A 21,827-nucleotide genomic window follows, 5' to 3' on the forward strand; every position below is an offset into this window, starting at 1 on the left:
ATACAGTAGAAATAAAAAGAAACATTTTATTAACAAAAGTACTGTCTAGTGAAAGCACCAAGAAAAAATCAATAAATAGAGATGGATAATTAAAGACACCTGCCCACCTTGCATGTGTGCAGTCAAAGGAATATCTACGGGTCGCATCGTAGAACTAAAGTGTCTTTTTACTTATATGAATAGTATGTCCAGCGATAAGCTGGCGCCGTTGCATGAGGTAAACCCTATGAGAAACATTATAAAACCAATAAATAGTATATCTTCCAAAAAGTCTATTCTAGCTAGCGCTATCTTACTTACCCTTAACCTAGGTGTGCTATACGCTCCCTCAGTGCAAGCGGCCGAGATGTGTGGCACTAAAACCTTAGAGCGCCAGGGGGAAGTCCCCGCTAATCAAGCTTATTGTATTACCGATTATGGTCATTATTTCTATGTGAATGTGCCCTATGAGAACAGTGATGTCACCATTACTACATCCGGTGGAACATTCAGTGGCAGTGATGCCGATATCGTCCTCTATGATGGTGATGACTGGAGTGGCAATGCGGAACTGACCAGTGCCACAGTCGGTACTAATAATGAGTCAATCTCTTTCGTGTCCCGCGCCGGAGCACGTTATTTCAAGATTAACGGCAACATACAAGAAACGACACTGCAAGTGACTGTGACTGGTGGCGATATTCCACCTCCTATGGGTGACTATATTGTTTTCGACACGAATATTGTTGTCGACCTTCCTACGCCATCTATTTCATCGAAAGCACAATACGGCAACGCGATTGCTACCATCTTAGCCGCGACTTACAGCGATTTTGAAGGTATTGCCAGTGGTGTAAATGACCCTATTGATGATGTGAGCGATGCGGTTCACTATCTTGCGAGCGCTGACGATCTGACCGACCCAGATCTCAATCAACTGCTGTATTTCTTGGGCTCATATAAGTATTACGCGCCTGCTATGTCAGATGCAGAGGCCGTTAAGCTGAGCATTGCACTTCAAGCCGTCGCGAGTATGACTGGCTTCTTGAGCACTGATGGCGGCGTTATCCAGGAAGGTTATGCTAAGGCGCTAAATAACTTTGAGCGCGGCGCTGGTGCGAGCTACTTTAAGGACCAACTGCCTCACCTGTTAGCGACTATTCAATACTACTCTACTCAGACAAACCCGTTTGGCGCCACCAATGCCGGTGATGCGGCCATGGCGCTACTAGGAGCCATTGGTTCTGCTGCCTACTATGGTGATGGTTCGGTCAAATCTGCCTACAACAGCAATATGCTGGATGTGCTTTCTGTGATGCGCTCCTTTGCCTTCTTGGGGGAAACGTCACTGGATATGAAATGGTCCACCGAAGCCGATAGAAAATGGATCTTACCCCATACCTTTATCGCTATGGGCAAGATATCGAGTATAGCAACCGACGAGGCCAAGGCGCGTTTCGATAGCAGCATCTTAGAGGTACATGGCAAGGTGACTCAGGTGATCTCGGTCGAAACCACTGAGACCATAGTGACTAAGAATTACTTAAAGTCAGCGGGTCGTCAGTGTGAGGCGAGCGACCCCTTGTTTGGTAGCTGTGTGGTGCCACCGAAAGAGGAAGACATTTTAACCGTACGTCATCAGTGTACCGATAAGGTGGTTATTCGCGCCCAATCAAGTATTAGCCAGGCAACCTTAACCCAGTCTTGCGCCGATATTGCGTTGCAAGAGACTGAGTTCCACAATTTCTTCAATACCGGCGGCGTGCCTGTTACTGGTGATCAAAACGATGTCATAGAAGTGGTGGCGTTCGCCAGCCCCGAAGATTATGAAAAGTACGCCCCTGAGTTTTTCGGCATTAGCACCAATAACGGTGGTATGTACCTCGAAGGTACGCCGGAGAATGTCGGTAATCAGGCGCGCTTTATTGCCATGCAGTGTCCGGATTCTTGGGTGGGAACATCTTGTCAGTATATCGACCAGATTTATAACTTGAGACATGAGTTTGTACACTATCTAGATGGTCGCTATATCAAGGCGGGATCATATGGCTCATTCGATTATAACGTTTCCTGGTCAGAGGGCATGGCCGAGTATATGGCCAATGGTGCCGAGCATACCCGTACACTTAATGCCTTAAAGGGCGAAACGATTCCACCTCTGTATAACTTGCTATTTATGTCCTATGAGTATGATGATTTGTATCAATGGGGCTATTTTGCCATGCGCTATCTGGGTGAGCAGCATCCGGATGAAGTCGCCTCTATCACAGCTGCGCTGCAGGCCGGTGATAATGCCGCCTATATCGAAGTACTAAAAGGTGTAGCGGAGCGCACAGAGGCTGGTTTCGAAGCCTTCGTGTTAGCAAATTCTGAAACTGTGTCACCAGCCACGGCATTGATTCCGGCAGCGGATAGCATAGGCAGTTGCGCCTTGGCTCAGCAATATGTGCGTAAGGTGGACGCGAATAAGACCGAATATACGGTCACTAATACCACAGATACGCCTGTGTCTCTGTTTTGGATAGATAACAACAAGGGCACGGCTAACTTCGCCAAGAACTATAAAACGTTAAATCTTGGTGAAAGCTACACAGCTGCAAGCTGGAGTGAAGGCGATCGCTTGATGCTGACCGATAATGCCATGAACTGTTTAGGGGTTGCTGTGATGGAGCCGGTTCAGAACAGCTTCTCTATCGATGCAGATTTAGTCAAAGATGTGGTGCCTGAGGCGATTCCCGAACAAGATATGCTGGGCAGCTGTGAGTTAGTGAGACCTCACCTTATCAAGGATGAGTCCCATGCCTTTACCATCACTAACACCACAGACTATCCGGTTCGTCTGTTCAGAGTCGATAACCTGACAGGCAAACCTAAGTATGCCAGTGCGGCAACTGGGTTTGATTTTGGTTACGGTACGCTCAATAAGGGGGAGAGCTACACATCCGATATCTGGTATGGCGATCGTCGTATCATGCTAGCCGATGCCCGCTTGAATTGTTTAAGTGTGGGTGTGCTAAACAATGCAACTGCCGATTTCATTATCGACGCGGCTACCATTGCTAATGTGGCGGCGCCTGAGCTAATTCCAGCTGCCAATACAATAGGCAGTTGTGATCTGATGAATAAGCATCTAACGGGTCCGTTTGAGGCTGATTTCTCCTTTACCAATAACAGCAGCACATCTGTGCGTGTTTACCGCGTAGACAATGAAACCGGTGAGCTTAGCGAGAGCTTTGGTTTCACGACCTTGGCAAGCGGAGAAACCTATGACAGTGCTACCACCTGGAAGTGGTTTGGTAACCGCCGTGCGGCAATTACCAATACTGGCGGCCAGTGTTTAGGCGTTGCTGTGATGACGGAAGAAGGTGTCAGTAATGATTACCTAATCACTGAAGAACTCGTCGGTGGTGGAACGACTCCTGTGGACACTGATGGGGACGGCGTCATAGATTCACAAGATGCCTTCCCCAATGATCCAACTGAATCTGTCGATACGGATGGCGATGGTGTGGGTGATAATGCCGATGCCTTCCCTAACGATGCGACGGAAACGCTGGACAGCGACGGTGATGGTGTAGGTAATAACTCAGATGCCTTCCCTCATGACGCAACGGAAACGCTGGACAGTGACGGTGATGGTGTAGGTGATAACTTAGATGCCTTCCCTAACGATGCAACGGAAACCTTGGACAGTGACGGTGACGGTGTAGGTGATAATGCCGATGCCTATCCAAACGATCCTAACAATGGTGTAGTGCAGAGCTGTGGCGTCGCGACGATCACCTCTGGCCAGTTGAGCCTTGAAAATGAAGAGTGTATCAGTGGTGGCAAAGGCAGTTTCTATGTCTATGTGGATGCGGATAACACAGATCTGTACATCACTACACAAGGTGGTGAGGGAGATGCCAACATTTACTTTAATGCAGATACTTGGGCGTCATCGACTAACGCGCAATCTAAGTCTGAGCTAAGTGGTAACAGCGAGAGTCTGCATGTGGTAGCTAATCGTGGCTGGCGTTATATTGCCATCGACACTGGCACTAGCTACTCAGGTGTCACTGTGAAGGTGAGTTTAACTGACTCGGGTACAACACCGGTCGAGCCGCCAGTTGAGCCAGAGCAACCTAGTGGATTAGCCGATACGTGCGCGACTGAAACTGTGCAAGATTATGGCAGTATCAGTGACGGTGTTTCTATCTGTGTCAAAAATGGTCGCTCATCTTTCTATATCAATGTGCCATCCGGTACTCAGAGCTTAACGGCTGAAACCGGACACGGCGTCGGAGAGCTGGAGTTATATGTAGGCGAGAGCTGGCCCGATGCGAGCAGCAACACAGGTGCATCAGCTAACCCAGGTACCATAGAGAGTGTGACTGTGAATCAGCCAAAGAGTGGTTGGTATTATGTCTCGGTGCAAAGTATGCCTAGCAGCGAAGATGTGACGCTAAAGGTCACCCTTAAATAGCATTGAGTCGCTAGTAAAAGCTATTTATATCGTTTGCTCATAAAACAAGCGGGTCTTAGGCAACTAAGGCCCGTTTTTTATGTGTAAAAGCAGGATAGTCTTTGAATAGAAGATAAAAAAATGGCCCCGCCTTAAATTAAGGGGAGCCACAAGAATTCTTATAAAGAATCTGTATATGAATGATTAAGCTGCATAGCGCTAGCAAACAAACTTAACTCTTCATTTGGAGGCTCAAATGAGCGTCCTAAAGGGAGGTGATGAACCATGATGAAAACATGTAGCACTCGCTACATATAGTAAGAGTCATGGGATCTGAATTAGTTCATCGTTATGGATAAAAACTTAGATTAATTAGAATTCATCATTATCTGTCTTGAGTCAAGTGGTTGTTGTTATTGTGTTTTGTGTCGATTGGTACTTCTTGTTATGAATTTTAAAGTGATAAGAAGATAAAAAAATGGCCCCGCCTTAAAAAGGGGAGCCATAAGAATTCTTATTCAGAATCTGTAGTTGGAAACAATAATGTCGATTAGCGCTAGCAGTCGATAACATGTTTCCAGTAGATACAATGCGTATCTAAAGGGAGATGATGATGAACAGTGAAACGGCTGGGACTGTGAATGACTCATTTGAGTATGAAAAGTCGAAGCCAGAAATTCGGTTCACTATGTATGAGTCATTAATTTAGCGAAAGTTCATTTTGGAAGCAGATAAAGTTATTTTTATTTTTCGACCAATCATTACCTCTTGGAAAACTGATGAAAATGAAGCAAAAAAAGGGCAACACCAGTCTTTTATCAAGATTGGGCTGCCTGATGATCATTTAAGATCAAGGGGACCGCGCTAGAAGTCCCAGGGAGAATGATGAACATGAAAACCTTCTTCGCGTTCATATTCTTTGATGCCCTGAAAATGAATAAGTTCAAAAAATAGACGATATTTTTTGTGTTTAAGTAAAGAAAAAAACTATCTTGTTGATTAGCCTAGCAAACTATTTATCTCTTTTTCTATCGCTTCAGGCTTAGTGGTAGAAGCAAATCGCGTTAACACCTTTCCTTGGCTATCAATTAAGAATTTGGTGAAATTCCATTTGATCCCCTGGCTGCCTAGAATCCCCTTAGCCTCGGATTTGAGGTACTCATAGAGGGGATGTGCCTCAGGGCCATTGACCTCTATTTTCTCAAAGAGGGGGAAGTTCACGCCGAAATTCAGTTCACAAAATGAAGATATTTCACTCTCACTGCCACTCTCCTGGGCTCCGAACTGGTTACAGGGAAACCCTAGGATGACAAAATTATCAGGGCCGTATTTTTCATACAGAGCCTGTAGCCCTTTATATTGAGGGGTGAAGCCACATGCGCTTGCCGTATTGACTATCAATATCACCTTATCTTTATACTCAGATAAGGATACCGATTTTCCTTGGATATTATTTACCGAAAAGTCATAGATGGATGTCATGTTGAATCTCTCCTGAAGGTTTCAGCTAATCTAGCAGTAAGTATAGTTTTGAGCAAACTAATTGCGCACAACTTACATGAGGCTTGAACTGGAGCTCGAACGATACGAATTGTTTCTTTTTTTTCATTTAGTGGGGAGATGATTCTTATTTTTACTCTTTGTGGTTTTCTGGTTGCTTAAGTGTGTGCGATAAAACTATATTACTCTTTAAAAACAATTGAATAGTGGTTGTCTGTGACGTTTTTGCTATTATCCGCAAAACCAATTCTCAGAGGCCAATATGAGCGTTAAAATTTGGAGTAGCCTACTCCTGCTATCGAGTATTTCTGTTGCAGCCAATGCCAACGATTTTGGCATTGGTCTTAACGATGACGTTATTTCTACAGAAATTAATCTAGATCTTAAAAATAATGCCAATGCCGTACTCGGATATATCTATTCAAATGATGGGGGACAACTCATATCGAGTGCCATACATGTAGCCCATGATGCGGGTATTCATCATTTTGAGATCGGAGCAAAGTATTCCTATGCCTGGGCGGAAAACAGTGCTAACGGCAGTGCCATTGGGGTGGGTGGTCGTTACACTATGGCGCTGGGGTCTAACCTCTCTTTCCATGCGTCTGGTTATTATGCACCTTCGGTACTCTCTTTTGGTAGCGTCGATGGTATGTACGAGTTAGACAGTAAAATTCAATTCCAGTTAAATCCAAGTCTTGCACTTTATACTGGCTACAGAAATATTCGTCTGCAGTATGACAACACCAATAACTCTACTTTCGACTCTGGTTTCTATATAGGTGGCAAAGCCAGTTTCTAACTCTCCCTGCTATGCGCAATAACATCAGTCGCTCAGGTGCTATAGCGACTGATGTTTTGTTTAATACCTTGTCATACCCCCATTAAATTTGCTCCGATATATCATTCCGTTACAGTCAAAATAGTCTAAACTAATCGTTAGTGACGCTTGAACTCGTACTGGAACACTAAAGCCATCGGAAGGCAACTCCCTCCATTTTCTACGGCTCAGCCTGTTTCTTCGATTAGATATTGCTATATCACAGCGTCCTGCTGAAAAAGACATCTTTAGCGTTTATTCAAGGGGAAAGCACACTCTTCATCTTTTTGTGACTTATATTGAATAATGCTCAATGTGTAAACGATATTGCAAGCTGCTGATGGCATGTGCGGCTATGATTTCCTTCAAGGATCAGGAGGAAATCATAGAGCCTAGCTGCTTGTAGTTGACCTAAGGTCAACGAATAATTAGATAAAAGGCGAATGATATGATCCAAAGAACACTCTTGTTATTACTCATCTTTTTTAGCCATACAGCAGTAGCTGCAATCTCTTTCGATCAGTCCTTCCTATTTCATGCTAAAGCCGAACAAGCACCTCCTTCTCAACATGCCGATGTGACGCCTTGGATGGCGACACTGGAGAAAGCTGACAGCATCAGTTTAACGGGGGGCAGCTACTGGGTGGTAATGCCTACATTTATGTACGACAGAGAGACTAAATGGGCAATCAGTGTCAGAAACTCCATCGTTGAATCTCTCGATTATTGGGTGATAGGTGACGATGGCAGCAAGCAAGATTCTCACAGTGGTTACTATGCCCCTTATGAGTTTTTGTTTGATTATGGCCGGGAAGTAGAGCTTAACTATGGAGTGGAATATTGGGTTATCGTGAAACTGGAGAGTCGCTATTTCTCTTCGGTGCCTAAGGTGGAGTTAAAGCATCTGCTAGAGCACAAGAAGAGTGCAGATATTGAAGCCATGGCTGTGATGTTATGTCTAGGTGGACTCATCTTTATTGCTTGCTATAACTTACTGATTTTTTTCTCTATCAAGGACCGGGCTTTTCTCTATTACGGTCTCTATGTATTGGCATACTTCTTCGGTTGGGCGCTGACATTTCACATTCCTGCTCACCTATGGGCTTATCATAATTTAGAGTTACACCATCTGTTTTTTATTAGTCTCCCTATATTTAATATCTTGTTCTACAAACATTTTCTTCAGCTTCCTGAATATTCTCCAAAGCTGTGGCGTTTAAGCAAGTACTTGATGTGGCTGTGTATCTTGGCACTGCCGACGAGTATCTATTTGGTCTCCTATACCGCGATTATTGCCTCTGTATTAATCATGTTGTGGATTGGCCTGGCGATTACTTGTGGTAACGTCTGCTTGCTCAAAGGTTTTTCTCCGGCTCGTTATTTCATCTTTGCCTTCACCTGTTTATTGTTGCCAGCCGTGATAATTCTTCCGGGTAATTTAGGGCTAACTCCGGACTTTATCGAATATGCAGAACTTGCCACACTCATAGGCGGAACCGCCGATGCCCTTATGCTGTCCCTGGCACTGGCAAATAAGATCAAGTTATTGTCCGAGGAGAGGCAAACCTACATCAAGACGTTGGGCATCGCCTGGGAGAAAGCCCGTAAGGATGAACTGACACAGCTACAAAATCGACATGCATTCGATGAATTCATGCAAACTCAGCTGTTTGGTATAAATGTTAAGCGGGATGAAGACCTGATCTTGCTGGATATTGATGGTATCACTCTGGTGAATCATACCTTAGGCCATCATGAGGGAGACTGTTTACTTCAATTTGCCGCTAAACAGCTTAAGTCTATCTGTGAAGCCCATGAAAGGCTGAGGTTATTTAGGATCGGGGGAGATAATTTTGTCATTTTACTCTCTATAGAACAGACTCAATCTGTTCTGGTTAAACTCGAGCAAGTCTCTAATGCATTTGAGAAGGAAGGCTATCGAGAGACAGGTATAAGCTATGGTTTCGCTCTGAACAGAGATGCTAAAGATGCCAGTGACTGGTTGAGAACCGCAGATAAGAATATGTATCGCCATAAGACTGAAAAACGCCGTGTTAAGCAGGCTAAGTTGAGTCAGGTCATTAATGATTCCAAGAGTTTAGATTTTATCTAATTTACTGCAACTATAAGAAAGCTGACAGTTCGCACTGTCAGCTTTTTCTATGTGTTATACCTTTAGGTAAACTGACTAAAAGTCCTTTTCTCCTTTAATTACCTTAGGGTAGCCACAGATAGCTTTTGAGGTGTGCATGCCTGCCATTGTCGCCGCTTCGACGCAGCTGGCGTTGATGCCTGTATTAATCCAATCGCCAGTGACATAGAGGTTGTCTATGCCTGTACCGTCGGTATCGATACGGAATTTGCTGCTACCTTTAACCGACATCACATAGCGCTCCGAGGGATCGATATTGACGCGCCAGTATTGACTATCGAATCTGGCTTGCCCCTGCACGGCTTCACTCGCTTCATCTCCTAGGTGTAACCACTGCCAGGGGAACTCGTTTCCAACATTGCTCCATAGCTTGTGGATCTGACTGTTGAGTTGACCTATGGCGCCTTCTTTGGCCTGCAGCGCCTTAAGCTGTGGAAATTCAATATCCGAGCGGGGAGGGTAATGCTCTACTGGCAGCGCCGAGCAGAAGTAGCTGGCATTTTTGGGCTGTCCCCCTTGCCAGTCCTCCTTATCTATTAACTGATCCATCGAGGCCCAGGTATCAAAGGGTTCGGTGAAGCCAGAGAGTACAGGCTGCTCGCCACTCTCTGGCATATATTGCCAACCCATGCCATGCAGATCTTCATTGAGCCAGACTTGATAGGCTTGAGTGGCTACAGTCTTAACCTTGTCGACAGTCTTAGTTAAAGGCTCGCTCTGGGCCATGACCTCGGCGGCGACATGGGGCACCGAACCTATGGATAGACCGAAAATAACCCGGTCAAAATCCTCTCCTTTCACGAGTCTTTTTGTCGGCAATGGCTCACCAAACCTATCTTGATAAACAGACTGCCAATCACTCCAGAAGTGTTCCAAATTGATGTTATTGTCTTTTAGTAGCTGAGCCTGCTCACTATCAAGCTGATCATAGAGTGGTGCGCTCGGCCAGCAATCTAGACCTTTAACATCGACTAAGGGATCGTAGCTTTCTAAACCCTCTTTAAGTTTAACCTGCTCGGTGATCTCAATGGCTTCAATGGTGCCGTTATTGCAGACAAGATTGTCCACTTGGTTGAAGTAGTGAAAGTTTACCCCGCGGCGCTTAAGGACTTGGTAGTAAGGGGTAAAAACCACATCGCCCATGCCCGCCTGCATCTTCCACATCACGCCACCTTGATAGCACAGGGCGATACGCAACATGGAGCGAATGATGGTACCCGCCTCCAGATTGGGTTTATCGAAATTGCCTTTCTCATAGGCGAATACCAGATCGTAGAAGCTCCTGACTGGCGCAGAGTCTACCGTAAAGGTCTGATTCGCACCGTGTTTAATCAGCCACTCACGGTAATCGTAATCGTTGATGGCATCGAAGCCATGCTTAAACACGCCATCGGCGAACATCCCCTTGAGTATGGTCAGGCCAAGATCTGAGGCGATATACAGCCTGCGAAGCTCATCGTTAGTCTCTAACTTCTCGGCGAAGCTCTCCTCTAAGCGCGCACGGAAACTGTCGACGGCAGACTCGATAAAGCCTTCATCATCTTCATCTGGGCTGTGGGCGTGTTCATCACACTCACGACCGACGAGTTGATTAAGATGACATTCTATAGAGTCGCCAAGAGAAGCAAGGTTCTCCTTAGTATCATCTATGGTGTCTTCAATCGAGTCTTCTATTCTGTCTTTGAGGCGTTCAAACCAGTCCTCACTAAACCAATGGACTGGCTTAGCGGTTTCTTTTTCGGCTTCATCGAGCAGGTCATCCATCTCCTTGAGCCAGTCTCTTATCCAACTAAAGGCGGCCTTGACCACTTTCCATAGGGTTAAGATCTCCGTACTGTCTCCCGGAAGCCCTTCTCTGAGTGGGAACTCTATGGGCCAACTGTCAGACTCACCGCCAACGTCCTCCTGCAGTACGATATAGCTGTGGGGCTTGAAGGCATCTAAGAAAGTTGCCAGTGGTGCACCTTCCGGTCGTTCTAGCTCTTCATAAGCTTTGCGCATCAGGCTGAAGGCATTTTGATAAAAACCAAACCAGATATGTAGGCCGTGCTCTTCGATTCGCTGGCCTTGCTCAGCATTTCGACCACTGGCGCCTTTGCCGCCGATGCGCCAACCCAGTTGATACACATCAATCTCATATTTGTTTTGCCAGCCAGGCTGCTCGGTTAAACACATGGCCGCCGACATTGCGGCGACGCCACCGCCGAGTATGGCTATCTTTTCCTTCTTGAGCACTGAGTTATCGACTAAGACCTCTCCCTCAGGTACCTCGAAGTCAAAATTAACATGATAGGGTAGCAGCACGTGTTGCTCGCCTAACTCGAGGCCCAATGACTCTTTCAAGGGGAAGCTGGCATTGTCGAACACTGTGGCTAACAGGTCATTTTTCAGTAGTGACAAGGAATGGACTCGATTCACCTTAGCGGGTGAGGCGGTAATCGCCTGATAGACAGCCTTCTTTCCGGCCGAGTCTGGTAGCTGCTTGAGAAAAATCTGATCGATAGCGGGTTTGAACAGCAAGCTAAATAGCTGGTTCTCACCTAGTCTGTCGAGTTCGGGAATGAAGTCGGTCTGGCCTTTAAACAGTTGCCAGGTTTTGGTGATGGCCTCTAATGTGCTGAGCTGATCTTCCTCTTGAGCTTCACAATCGACCGTTAACAGGGGGTGAAACGCCAGTTCAGTCTCGGGAGAGAAGGTCTTGAAGCTCTTGACCGACAGGCTGAGTTTAGTGAGGGGCTCACCGGGCTGGGGCATCTCATATTCACACATGTATTTGGGATAACCGAATAGCTCACGGCCATTTATGAGGGCCATGGCATCATTGACGAAGGTGAACAAGGGATGAAAATACACCTGGCTGATGTCGTTGCTGTCGGCACTTTCTTGCCTGCCTATCATGACCCAAGTGATAATATCGGTTTCCTGGATCCAACCTTTTTCCCTGTCCTCGGGATATTCTGAATAAGCCTTATCGACTCGGGTAAAACTGGTTAATATATAAGGCGAAAGCACCTTAAAGTACATCTTGCTACCTGCTACCTGATTGAGACTAGTATCGATGGATTTTTGTAAGTTTTTCTCCTTCCCTTTCATGAAGAAACCATACATGTCGGCCCTGTTGAGCACGAGTGGTGAGTGCATCAACATGGATCCTGGGGGATAGATGAAGTCAGGTCGAAGTTGTTCCATGGCCTATTTCCTTTTTGGCATAGAAGTCGTGAAGCGCATCTGTGATAGAGACTATTTTTTGTTTAACTATTAGTTGATAGTAGATGTTTGCGCGAAGCTACAGGTAAGCCTATGAAGGATTTGGGGATTTATCCAATTTTTGTATAAAAAAATTAGCTAAGGATTGAAATGATCAGCTTGAAGGATGAAGGAAAGGTTCTGGGAACTAGGTCCTGGAACCTATAAACTTTAATCTTGTTAGCCTATCTGAGCTTAGTACTGCTCGGATTGTGAATCGCCCTGTTGACGTTTTTGATCCAATAACTGTCTGCGCCTGTGTTTATTGCGCTTACTCTTGTGCTTACCTTGACGTTCTTCATTGTCACTATCTGTGCCGATTTGGCTATCCCAAAGTAGATCATCACTATCGTAGAAATTTGACATCTTCATATCCGAATTATTTGTGCTTCATACCGCTTGGTATAACTAGTGCTTAATACCAATGGATGAGCAGGACTATAAAGCAGATTCTAGGAAAGCCAGGTGACAGGAAGATGACAAGGTTTCGACTCGTCGCTATAAATATTGAAATAGTTACTTATGTTGAAATACTGCAGTCGATAAACCTAGGGCAATAAAAAGACGACCATCAAGGTCGTCTCTATATGCTGGATTCGCTAGCGCTGTTTGGGTCTCAGCACTTTCTTTTCATTCGAGCGACGAACATGCCATCGGTATCGGCTTGATATGGCAAGACTAGATGCATACTGGCCTCTACGCCAGTAAACGGATGTCTAGTGACTTCCAGCGTAAAATCGGCGTGCTTGGCCAAGAAGGCATTGACCACATATTCATTCTCCAAAGGGGAAAGTGAACAGGTGGCATATACCAAGGTGCCACCGATTTTAACTGCCTGACTGGAGCGGCTGAGAATATCCAGCTGTAGGCTTGGCATGTCCTGAACGGCTTCAATAATGTCTATCCAGCGCATATCCGGGTTGCGTCGCCAGGTACCTGTGCAACTACAGGGGGCATCGACAAGTACGCCATCGAAGTGATTATGAGGCACAGGCAGATCATCGGATTTCCAAGGGGAGGTTGTGATGCCTTTAAAGCCAGCACGTTTAGCGCGCTTGGCCAGTTCTTCTAACGGTTTACGGCGCACATCTGAGGCGACAATAGTCCCCTTAGCTTGTTTGTCTTGGGCTAACATCAAAGATTTTAATTGCAGGCTCTTACCGCCTGCACCGCTGCAGGTATCCCACCAGTTATCATTTGGGCTCGGAGCACATATTTGCCCGACAACTTGTGAGCCTAAGTCTTGTATCTCAAGCTCGCCTTCACGATATAGTGACATGCCGTTAAGGTTGATACTCTTATGGCCAAGACTGATGCTATCGCTAAAATACTCACTCGCCGTGGCAGTGATATCTAATTGGGCTAGCTTCTCTATGGCCTCATTGGTTTCGATGTTTTGCACTCTGGCCCAGATAGGCGGGCGAGAAGAGAGGGCCTGGACCATAGCCAAGCGCTGCTCGGCATCTTGGATGGGGCAAGTCTGCCAGAACCACTCTGGTACCAAGTCATCGGTGGTAAAAGAGATAGCTGGAAACTGGCTAGCCAGCCAGTCACATTTTGCCGATACTGTCTCTAAAGGTGCGTCTGCATCGAGAGTGAGTTCTTTCTCTTGACTGGAAAAGCCTGTCCAGGCTGCAATAAACGGTTCCCATGAATGGGACTCCAGGCGGGCATTAAGCATCAACATAGTGAACCAAGCTTGGGTGCCTGTATTTACTGTGCTAGTGCCAGTACTAGTACCGATATTAGTGTTGAACTTGTTTAACCATCCCCACCAACGAAAAAGTGCAAACAAACTCTCACGGATCACACGCCTGTCTTTAGAACCATGCTTCTTATTGACTCTAAAGTACTCACCCACAACGCGATCGGCCGGCAGCTTCTTTTCCATCACCTGAGTAAATAGGTGAAGTATGGTATTGGCGTAGCTAAGAGCCCGCTTTTGCGCAGGAGTATCTGCGTTCAAGGCTTCAAAAGAGGTCGCTTTGATCTCGTTTAAAAATGTCACGATTGAGAGGTGATCATTAGCTGTTGAGCCTATTCTCGAGTGGAGAGTCGAGTCAAGAGTTGAATCAGTGTGGCTTGTGTTCAAGGCGTCGCCCATGGGTAGTTATCTAGGGTGGTATTTATCTGGGGCGAATTATAACAGATGTGGGACAGCCTTAGAATGAAGCCTGGAGGCATTATCTGGGGTTATGTTGTATTTGGAGATGTGCTTGCGGTGATTCACTGAAGTTTTGCGTTAAAGTCCACAGCAGGTAATTGATAACCAATAAACTATGGTATTAATTAACTTTAATCTAGGAGGCGCTTGCTCCATGGTTTTCTCAGCCTTAGAATTACTGGCAAATATACATTCATATGGTGAGGCGAAGTGAGTCATAAACTTGGAATAAAGTCGATTATTGTTTCTGTCCTATTATTAGTTTTGGGTGGTATTTTTCTCTTATTGGAAAATACTTTCTACCAATATGTTGATGAACAAGGATTCCTGCATGAAAGCTTGTTTATGCCCTTGGGCTTTTTCAGTGTATGCCTGGGGTTAATCATCATGCTGCTGGTCTTTATTAGTCGATTCTTTACTAAGAAATAGTATGGTAATTTCAACATGGAGTTATGATCACTACATACTGGTCAGGTATCTTTAGGATTCACCAGCATAGATGAGTTAGGAAATAACATGAAAAAACGGTTGGTTTTATCTTTTGCACTCTCTCATGTTCTGGCTGTGTTCGGTGGGTTTGTTTTGGGGATATATTACTTGCCTATACTGATAGCGCCCGCCGCGCCCGATAGCCAAGTATTGGCATTGGCTGCAGAGAACCGTTTATTTGTCGCTGAATTTTCTCGGGATAGAGAAGATAGCGATGCTTTGCATTGGGGGGAAGGGGAAGTATCAATTGGTCCCGATTCTGTCTCTTTTTCTGGGAGTCTCTCTCCCGGACCGGATTATAAACTTTATCTGTCTCCTGAGTTTGTGGAAACGGAAGCAGACTTTAATCGATTGAAGTCGTCTATGGTGCAAGTCGGTGAAGTGAAGACGTTTGAGAATTTTATCCTGCCTATGAGTGTCAGTATTGACCCTTCTCAATATAATACCGTTATCGTCTGGTGTGAAACATTCGGGCAATACATTACCTCAGCTAAATACGAGCGGAGAGTCAACTAGCACTCGCTCCGCTTTCTTCTTTTTCTTCTCTTCTCTTTATTTCTCTTATTGCCTGCCTTCATTTTTTTACTTTACGCGGGTTTACAAAGTTTACACGCCTGTTCACATCTCGTTCATATTCTGATGCATTCTATTCATATTCTTAAATTATAATTATGGGTTTAGGGTCATCTTTTCAAGGAGACTCTCAATCCAGTCATAATACTAATAAAGAAGGATTTTTTGTGTTTAAAACCATCAAAACTCGAATTGCTGTAAGCGCAGGAATAGCAATGACGTTTACGTTACTCATTGCTATGGGTATGACTACTAACGCGTATACGACAGTGAGTCAGCAGGTGACCGATAAGGTTAAGGTTCAGTTGAGCGATGCGATTAATTTCCATTTGAAATCCACTGCATCGGAACAGGGGAAAATAATAGAGACTCAACTGTTTCCGGTGCTTGCCAATTTAAATCAAGTTCGATCAATCATAGAGTTGAGCGGTGTAAATTCGGTCGGTGCCGATACCATAGTTAAACAATTTATCGCCGCGTTAGAGGTTCAGGACAAGGCAGTATTTGCAGGCTATATGGTATGGGATCAAAAAACTTGGCCCACAGAATCGGAAGTTCAAGTTGCAGAAGCAATCAATAGTAAGGGCTATCTAGCTCCTTTCTTTTCTCCTAATTCCAATAATAGCTTCGATTCCGTTGCGATGGAGAGTTTCAACAACACAGCGCTCAATAGTAATGGTGAACGGACTGATGACTGGCACTTAATGCCGTTTGAAACCGGTCGTACCTTCGTTATGGAGCCCTATATCTATCCGGTTCGTGGCAGAGATGAATTGATCACTACCATTAGCCAACCCATAAAAGTGAACGGCCACATTATTGGTACCTTGGGTTTCGATTTATCCCTGTCAGAGCTTCAGGGGCAGAGTGAGAAGCTGGCGTATAAATTATTTGATGGTGAGAGTAATATTATTATTTCATCCTGGAAAGGAGCGGTGCTGGCCAACAGCGGCGCACCATCACAAGTCGGTAAAAAAGTTTCCAGGCAATTATCTTCTCAATGGTCCGATATTCAAGCATTAGCCCGTCAAGCAGAAAGTGGATTGATGTCCATAGGTTCCCAAGAATATGCGATCACCTCAGTCAATACCTCTGACTCTCATTGGATCGTGATGGTCTCTGTTCCCAGAAGTAAACTGATCCAAGGGATAACAGAGTTTGAAACCTGGAGTGATATACAGAATGAGAGTGCGATTAAACAAGGGGTTTTAGCAGGTCTCTTCGCTGTCATACTCGGTATTGTCGCCATGACCATGATAGGTAACTCTCTGGGAAGAATACTCACTAATCTGGTTGAACGTTTTAAAGATGTCGCCGAGGGAGACGGTGATTTAACTTATCGGATTGAAAAAAGTGGTAAGGATGAAACGGCGCAGCTAGCACATTGGTTTAATACCTTCTTAATCCGTTTACAGGAGACATTAGGTACTGTCATGCAGACGGCTGAACAGGTTGAACTGAGTTCTGCTAAGGGTAAGTTACAAGCAGAAGATTCAAAGCAGAAGCTGCTTGGCCAAGTTAACGAAGTTAACTCTCTGGCCACAGCTATCAATGAGATGAGCGCAACGGCGCAGGAGATTGCCAGTTCGGCTGTTCAAGCGGCTGCGGCAGCAAGCCAGGTGCAATCCAATAGTGTAAGTGGCATGAAACAGATGAGCAACACGGTATCGGCAGTGAGTGATTTAGCATTAAAGATCAACAGTGCTCAGGGACAAACTCGAAATCTAGCAAAGTCCAGTGCTGCGATTCAGGGGATTTTATCGGAAATAGGCGGGATTGCAGATCAAACTAATTTACTCGCACTCAATGCAGCTATTGAAGCTGCGAGAGCGGGCGAAGCGGGGCGGGGTTTCGCTGTCGTTGCCGATGAAGTTCGTAATCTGGCAACCCGGACTCAGAGTTCGACCGAAGAGATCCGTAAAATGCTTGCACGTTTGGAAACTGAAACCCAGTCTATCGTTGATTTGATGCAAGAAAGTCAACAGCAGGCCATAGGAACGAAAGAGGAAACGCAAGCTGCTCAGCAAGCACTTGCAGAGATCAATCAGGCGATTGAAGTTATAAATGACATGAATAATCAAATCGCTTCAGCGGCAGAGGAGCAAAGCGCCGTAGCTGAAGAGATTAATCGTAACGTAGTGGTGATTAATGATACGGCAATTGATGTGATGGATAGCATGACTTCTGCGGTTACCACAAGCGTTGAACTGGAGGGGAGTGCTGGGGATCTTCGAGTCGAGTTAAATAAATTTAAAACTAAGTAGCTCATAGAAGCGGGAAATACAGCTTTAGTGTTGGCAACTGATTTGAGATGATGGCTTAGGCATCGTTCTGAGGAATGAGCACAGAATTGGTTCCTTAAAATAACTGGTCTAGCTGCAATTTTACAGGCTAGGCTAGCTTAAATAACCAGATGGATAACTTGGATTTATTAATGAAAGATGTACCAACTAAAATCAGCTTTTTTGAAATGCTCACCCCCTTTGTTGCATCAGGGAAAAAGACCATCACCATCAGGGATGAGTCTGAGTGTCATTATGTGCCAGGGACCCAGGTCGAGGTGTATACCTTAGAAACTAATATTAAGGTTTGTGACATAAAAATTGAGTCGGTAGAGCCGATACTCTTCAGCGAGATTAACGAGTTTCACGCCCAGCAAGAATACCTTGAGCTACCAAAGCTAAAGGAGATAATCAGTAAGGTTTATCCAAATACAGAACAACTCTACGTCATCTCCTACAAGTTGGTTTAGCGAGGCGGAGGCAAGGATAATATAGGTTATTTAGACACCATCTTTCTAATCTGCTCAGCCAGCTCCTCATCGCTTAAGTCCGATGACGGCGGTGTCACTATGCCTATCTGAACTGCTGGTCGTTTGGCTATCTCATTCAACCAGCGTTCCAGGTGCCCGAGTCCCGAGATATCGACGCCGCTCCACTCAAAGATACGTACCCAGGGCCAGGTGGCTATGTCGGCTATGGTGTAGTCATCCCCTGACAGGTAGCGGTTATCGGATAGCTGATGATTCATGACTTCAAATAATCGACGGCTCTCGTTTTGATAGCGCTCGATGGCCGTTGGGATCTTCTCTGGCAGGTAACGGTGGAAGACATTAGCTTGACCCATCATAGGACCTACAGCGGACATCTGGAACATCAGCCATTGCAATGTTTGTGAGCGCTTGTCAGGATGTGCAGGCAAGAGTTTTCCAGATTTTTCGGCTAGATAGATAAGAATGGCACCGGACTCGAATACAGCGAAGTCATTATTGTCTCTATCGATAATGGCGGGGATACGGCCATTGGGGTTAATTGCGATAAATTCAGATTGCTTCTGATCGGCTTGCATCAAATCCAAGTGATGGACACTATACTCCAATCCCATCTCTTCTAGTGCGATAGATATTTTATGGCCATTGGGGGTTGCGGCGGTATATAAGTCGATCATAAAAACTCCTGAAGATTGAGTAACAGCTTACTAATACCAATCGGTATAATTCATTACTTAAAGACTGATTACAGCCTTCTCTGTATTGACCTGAGTCCGGTGATTTTTATTTCAATTAAGCTGCAAAGCAACTCTTCAGATGACCTAATAATGGGCCAGGAATTTAGTTATTCCTCTCATTCTTAGAACAGAGGTAAGGTAAGTCAGCTTTACTTACCTGTAAATCTACTTATATCGTCATTTTATGACAAACAGATGATTACCGGGTGCCTTTTATCAAGGGGATACCATTGGGGTCAACAAAGTAGCCTTTTAGTTTATTGACTACTGAATCTGCTATGTTCGAGCAATTTTATTTAAGCTGGGCACTAGGGTATTTTGTGTAACTCACTTTTGACATAGGTCCTGAAAGTTTCACGGACAAAGCGCTGGTACCAATTATCGGTACCGAACTCTTCACCTGTTTTGATCTGCTGATCTATTTATATTCAACTTCTGGCAATACGCATAACATTTCAAAAAGTAAATTAGCTGCAAGTAATGATGTATTACCACTTGTATCGTAAGGAGGAGAAACTTCGACTAAGTCGCAACCTATCACATCTAATCCACGGCAACCTCGAATAATTTCTAGAGCTTGAGGAACTGTTAATCCTGCTATCTCAGCCGTTCCAGTACCTGGAGCGTAGGCTGGGTCTATACCATCAATATCAAAACTAATATAGACCGGACCTTTCCCAAGCTTTTCTCTTAGCTCTGACATTAAAAGCACTAGGGATTTATTCCAACATTCTTCTACAGGAACAACTCTGAATCCTTGCTCTCTTGACCACTCAAACTCTTTGGATGAATATCCTGTACCACGTAAACCTATTTGTGCTACTCGGTTTCCATCAATTAGTCCTTCTTCTACTGCTCGTCTAAATGGAGTTCCATGAGCTATTTTTTCACCAAACATATGTTCGTTTGTATCAGCATGAGCATCAACATGGATCATCCCCATAGGGCCGTATTTTTTACTTAGAGCACGCAAGATAGGCAATGTAATAGTATGATCACCACCGAGGGTTAAAGGCTTACAGTTATTCGAGATAATCTCATCATATGCATGCTCAATAATGTCCATACTCTTTTGAAGGTTGAAAGTATTGATGGCAACATCACCTATATCAGCCACTTGAATGCTTTCAAAAGGGGCTGATCCAGTGTAGACATTGAATGGTCTCAACATTCGTGATTCATCTCGAATTTGGCGAGGGGCTAAACGAGCTCCTGGCCTATTAGATGTTCCAATATCCAGTGGTATTCCAATAAAACAAGCATTTAGGCCAACAGTGTTCGTTTGAGTTGGGAGTCTCATCATTGTAGCTGGGCCGCCAAAACGGGGCATTTCATTTCCACTAAGTGGCTGGTTTAACGCTTTTTTACTCATTGCCAATGCTCCATAACAGGGTTAATTGTTTTCTTTTTAATATTTACTCGTTAAGTTTAAAACGAATATCAAGGTACAAAAATATTCCCTAATAAGGTTAAAATCGGTAACGCTATTAGTAGACGAAGACACCAAATTGCGAGTAGGTTTAATAGATTTAAACCTATATTTGCCCTGATAAGTATTATTGCCACTTCAGATAAGAAAATGATTTCATTTATCGCCACACCAGCAACTACAAAACGAGTTAGCTCACTTTCAATGTGGGCACCTAAAATTGAAGGCATTAATATTTCTATTACTCCAGAAAGAATTGCGGTTGCAGCGAGAGAAGCTTCTGGTAGTTGGAGTAAATTAAGTAAGGGAATTAATGGTATTGAAAGGAATTGAATGACGTTGGTATATTCAATTAAAGCAAGCCCTCCTACTCCAATTAGCATCAGTGTTGGAAAAACCGTGATTGCGACATCTGAAGCAGTGTGGATACCGTCTTTAAGTTGTGTCCAGATTGAGGGAGCACAATCCGCACGCTCTATTCCTTTACGAAGTGCGAATTTAAAAGGGTTTCCATCTATATTAATTTCATCGCGAGGAGTCACGGGAGCATTAGTGAAAACATCATTTGGTATTTTTTTAAGTGGCGGTAGTTTCGGCACTATTATTGCGCAAATAATTCCAGTTATTACAACAGAGATGTACCATTGAATAAATAAGTGTTCAAGCTTAATAAACGATAACATGACATACGCAAAAGCAATACTAACGACAGAAAAATTAGTCGTTATCATTGCAGCTTCTCGTTTGGTATAGAGACCTGTTCGGTATTGTTGAATCGTTAGTATCATGCCTACACTAGAGGCTGATAGCCATGATGCAAGGGCATCTACTGCTGCAAAACCGGGTAAATTGAATATTCGTTTAAATCGTTTATTTAATAATGTTCCAATAAATTCCATTAAGCCATAATTTGTCAATAACGGTAAAAAAATAGCACTTAGGAAGTACAAAATTAGCAAGACAGGTGCTACATCTAACAGCATTACGCCACCGGTCTTACGATCCCAAATCCATTCTGGCCCTATATTTAGGTAAATCATAATAATGCTGATGGCACCTAATACCCTAATTAAAATCCAGATAGCTCCCGGATTGAACAATTGAATAAAGCGGTTTTTACTTTTTTCTAAGAGCGGAGTCATAGGAACAATGACTGATAAGACTGCTGATGTAATCGTCAACATAAGCGATATCGGTAGCATATATGCTTTGAAGTAAGCATTAAGGCTGGAGATTAGGTAAGCAATTATAACTGTAAATTTACCATCTATTATGAATGGTGTTAAAAACAATAGGACCCCCACTAAGGAAGGAAAAGCAAAACGTAGTAAGCGCTTTGTTGAATAGTTCTTCACTGCTGTCGCTTCGAGCGGATCAGACTCTGAATTTTTTGAGGCATGACCTATTTCATTATTCATGTGACTACGAGTCCTATTTTTAATTGTTTTTATGTAAGGTTTTAATGTCACAAGCCATATTTAAGAAAAGGCTTAAGCAGTATATTGTTGGAGTTTTTATTTTGAA

The 21,827-nt window shown here is 44.3% G+C and carries 14 protein-coding genes; 7 read left to right on the plus strand and 7 right to left on the minus strand.

Features of this window, described 5'->3' with window-relative positions; translation table 11 throughout:
* Nucleotides 1-226 precede the first annotated feature (226 nt).
* On the plus strand, nt 227-4,444 hold the full coding sequence (locus FS373_RS00415; RefSeq protein ID WP_152828842.1) for a collagenase: 4,218 nt from the start codon (nt 227-229) through the stop codon (nt 4,442-4,444).
* A 978-nt stretch (nt 4,445-5,422) separates the two neighbouring features.
* Here FS373_RS00415 and FS373_RS00420 read toward each other — a convergent pair.
* Nucleotides 5,423-5,905, minus strand: coding sequence for a glutathione peroxidase (locus FS373_RS00420; protein WP_144047611.1), 483 nt, complete (start codon nt 5,903-5,905; stop codon nt 5,423-5,425).
* 280 nt (nt 5,906-6,185) lie between these two features.
* On the opposite strand from FS373_RS00420, the gene FS373_RS00425 reads away from it, so the two are divergent.
* Together FS373_RS00425 and FS373_RS00430 are read left to right on the plus strand one after the other, a co-directional pair.
* Complete coding sequence (locus FS373_RS00425; protein WP_144047610.1) at nt 6,186-6,725, plus strand: YfaZ family outer membrane protein; 540 nt, start codon at nt 6,186-6,188, stop codon at nt 6,723-6,725.
* A 466-nt stretch (nt 6,726-7,191) separates the two neighbouring features.
* Nucleotides 7,192-8,856, plus strand: coding sequence for a diguanylate cyclase (locus FS373_RS00430; protein ID WP_144047609.1), 1,665 nt, complete (start codon nt 7,192-7,194; stop codon nt 8,854-8,856).
* Between the two features lie 75 nt (nt 8,857-8,931).
* Here FS373_RS00430 and FS373_RS00435 read toward each other — a convergent pair whose 3' ends face one another.
* The 3 genes from FS373_RS00435 to FS373_RS00440 all read right to left on the minus strand — a co-directional run bounded on the left by FS373_RS00435 (nt 8,932) and on the right by FS373_RS00440 (nt 14,149).
* Nucleotides 8,932-12,084, minus strand: a complete 3,153-nt coding sequence (locus tag FS373_RS00435) for an NAD(P)-binding protein (protein ID WP_152828843.1) — start codon at nt 12,082-12,084, stop codon at nt 8,932-8,934.
* A gap of 252 nt (nt 12,085-12,336) precedes the next feature.
* Nucleotides 12,337-12,507, minus strand: a complete 171-nt coding sequence (locus FS373_RS31380) for a hypothetical protein (protein WP_185976877.1) — start codon at nt 12,505-12,507, stop codon at nt 12,337-12,339.
* A 250-nt stretch (nt 12,508-12,757) separates the two neighbouring features.
* Nucleotides 12,758-14,149 (minus strand): RsmB/NOP family class I SAM-dependent RNA methyltransferase, encoded by a 1,392-nt coding sequence (locus FS373_RS00440; RefSeq protein WP_322619442.1) that lies wholly within the window; start codon nt 14,147-14,149, stop codon nt 12,758-12,760.
* Nucleotides 14,150-14,515: 366 nt separating this feature from the next.
* Between FS373_RS00440 and FS373_RS00445 the strand changes: the two genes are divergently transcribed.
* The 4 genes from FS373_RS00445 (at nt 14,516) to yqfB (ending at nt 18,119) form a co-directional block, all read left to right on the plus strand.
* The gene (locus FS373_RS00445) at nt 14,516-14,734 is read left to right on the plus strand and encodes a DUF3955 domain-containing protein (RefSeq protein ID WP_229380965.1); all 219 of its coding nucleotides are present in this window, start codon (nt 14,516-14,518) and stop codon (nt 14,732-14,734) included.
* Nucleotides 14,735-14,821: 87 nt separating this feature from the next.
* Entirely contained in the window at nt 14,822-15,310 is a 489-nt protein-coding gene (locus FS373_RS00450; protein ID WP_144047607.1) for a DM13 domain-containing protein, read from the plus strand.
* Between the two features lie 272 nt (nt 15,311-15,582).
* Nucleotides 15,583-17,631, plus strand: a complete 2,049-nt coding sequence (locus tag FS373_RS00455; RefSeq protein WP_194165800.1) for a methyl-accepting chemotaxis protein — start codon at nt 15,583-15,585, stop codon at nt 17,629-17,631.
* 170 nt (nt 17,632-17,801) lie between these two features.
* Nucleotides 17,802-18,119 carry a N(4)-acetylcytidine aminohydrolase gene (yqfB, locus tag FS373_RS00460; RefSeq protein ID WP_144047605.1) on the plus strand — a complete coding sequence of 106 codons (318 nt, stop codon included), beginning with the start codon at nt 17,802-17,804 and terminating at the stop codon, nt 18,117-18,119.
* A gap of 26 nt (nt 18,120-18,145) precedes the next feature.
* Here yqfB and FS373_RS00465 read toward each other — a convergent pair whose 3' ends face one another.
* The 3 genes from FS373_RS00465 to FS373_RS00475 form a co-directional block, all read right to left on the minus strand.
* On the minus strand, nt 18,146-18,814 hold the full coding sequence (locus FS373_RS00465; RefSeq protein WP_144047604.1) for a glutathione S-transferase family protein: 669 nt from the start codon (nt 18,812-18,814) through the stop codon (nt 18,146-18,148).
* A 478-nt stretch (nt 18,815-19,292) separates the two neighbouring features.
* Nucleotides 19,293-20,246: an agmatinase gene (gene speB / locus FS373_RS00470; protein WP_152828845.1), complete on the minus strand. Its 954-nt coding sequence runs from the start codon at nt 20,244-20,246 to the stop codon at nt 19,293-19,295.
* A gap of 68 nt (nt 20,247-20,314) precedes the next feature.
* Complete coding sequence (locus FS373_RS00475; RefSeq protein ID WP_144047602.1) at nt 20,315-21,721, minus strand: YjiH family protein; 1,407 nt, start codon at nt 21,719-21,721, stop codon at nt 20,315-20,317.
* Nucleotides 21,722-21,827 lie beyond the last annotated feature (106 nt).

The sequence above is a fragment of the Shewanella sp. YLB-07 genome (genome assembly GCF_009377275.1).

What these genes read in the sequence shown, in the direction of transcription:
- FS373_RS00435 (WP_152828843.1), bottom strand. Translation starts at nt 12,084, where the DNA reads ATGGAACAACTTCGACCTGACTTCATCTATCCCCCAGGATCCATGTTG.
- FS373_RS00425 (WP_144047610.1), top strand. Translation starts at nt 6,186, where the DNA reads ATGAGCGTTAAAATTTGGAGTAGCCTACTCCTGCTATCGAGTATTTCT.
- FS373_RS00455 (WP_194165800.1), top strand. Translation starts at nt 15,583, where the DNA reads ATGACGTTTACGTTACTCATTGCTATGGGTATGACTACTAACGCGTAT.
- FS373_RS00475 (WP_144047602.1), bottom strand. Translation starts at nt 21,721, where the DNA reads ATGAATAATGAAATAGGTCATGCCTCAAAAAATTCAGAGTCTGATCCG.
- speB (WP_152828845.1), bottom strand. Translation starts at nt 20,246, where the DNA reads ATGAGTAAAAAAGCGTTAAACCAGCCACTTAGTGGAAATGAAATGCCC.
- yqfB (WP_144047605.1), top strand. Translation starts at nt 17,802, where the DNA reads ATGAAAGATGTACCAACTAAAATCAGCTTTTTTGAAATGCTCACCCCC.
- FS373_RS00465 (WP_144047604.1), bottom strand. Translation starts at nt 18,814, where the DNA reads ATGATCGACTTATATACCGCCGCAACCCCCAATGGCCATAAAATATCT.
- FS373_RS31380 (WP_185976877.1), bottom strand. Translation starts at nt 12,507, where the DNA reads ATGTCAAATTTCTACGATAGTGATGATCTACTTTGGGATAGCCAAATC.
- FS373_RS00415 (WP_152828842.1), top strand. Translation starts at nt 227, where the DNA reads ATGAGAAACATTATAAAACCAATAAATAGTATATCTTCCAAAAAGTCT.
- FS373_RS00430 (WP_144047609.1), top strand. Translation starts at nt 7,192, where the DNA reads ATGATCCAAAGAACACTCTTGTTATTACTCATCTTTTTTAGCCATACA.
- FS373_RS00420 (WP_144047611.1), bottom strand. Translation starts at nt 5,905, where the DNA reads ATGACATCCATCTATGACTTTTCGGTAAATAATATCCAAGGAAAATCG.
- FS373_RS00450 (WP_144047607.1), top strand. Translation starts at nt 14,822, where the DNA reads ATGAAAAAACGGTTGGTTTTATCTTTTGCACTCTCTCATGTTCTGGCT.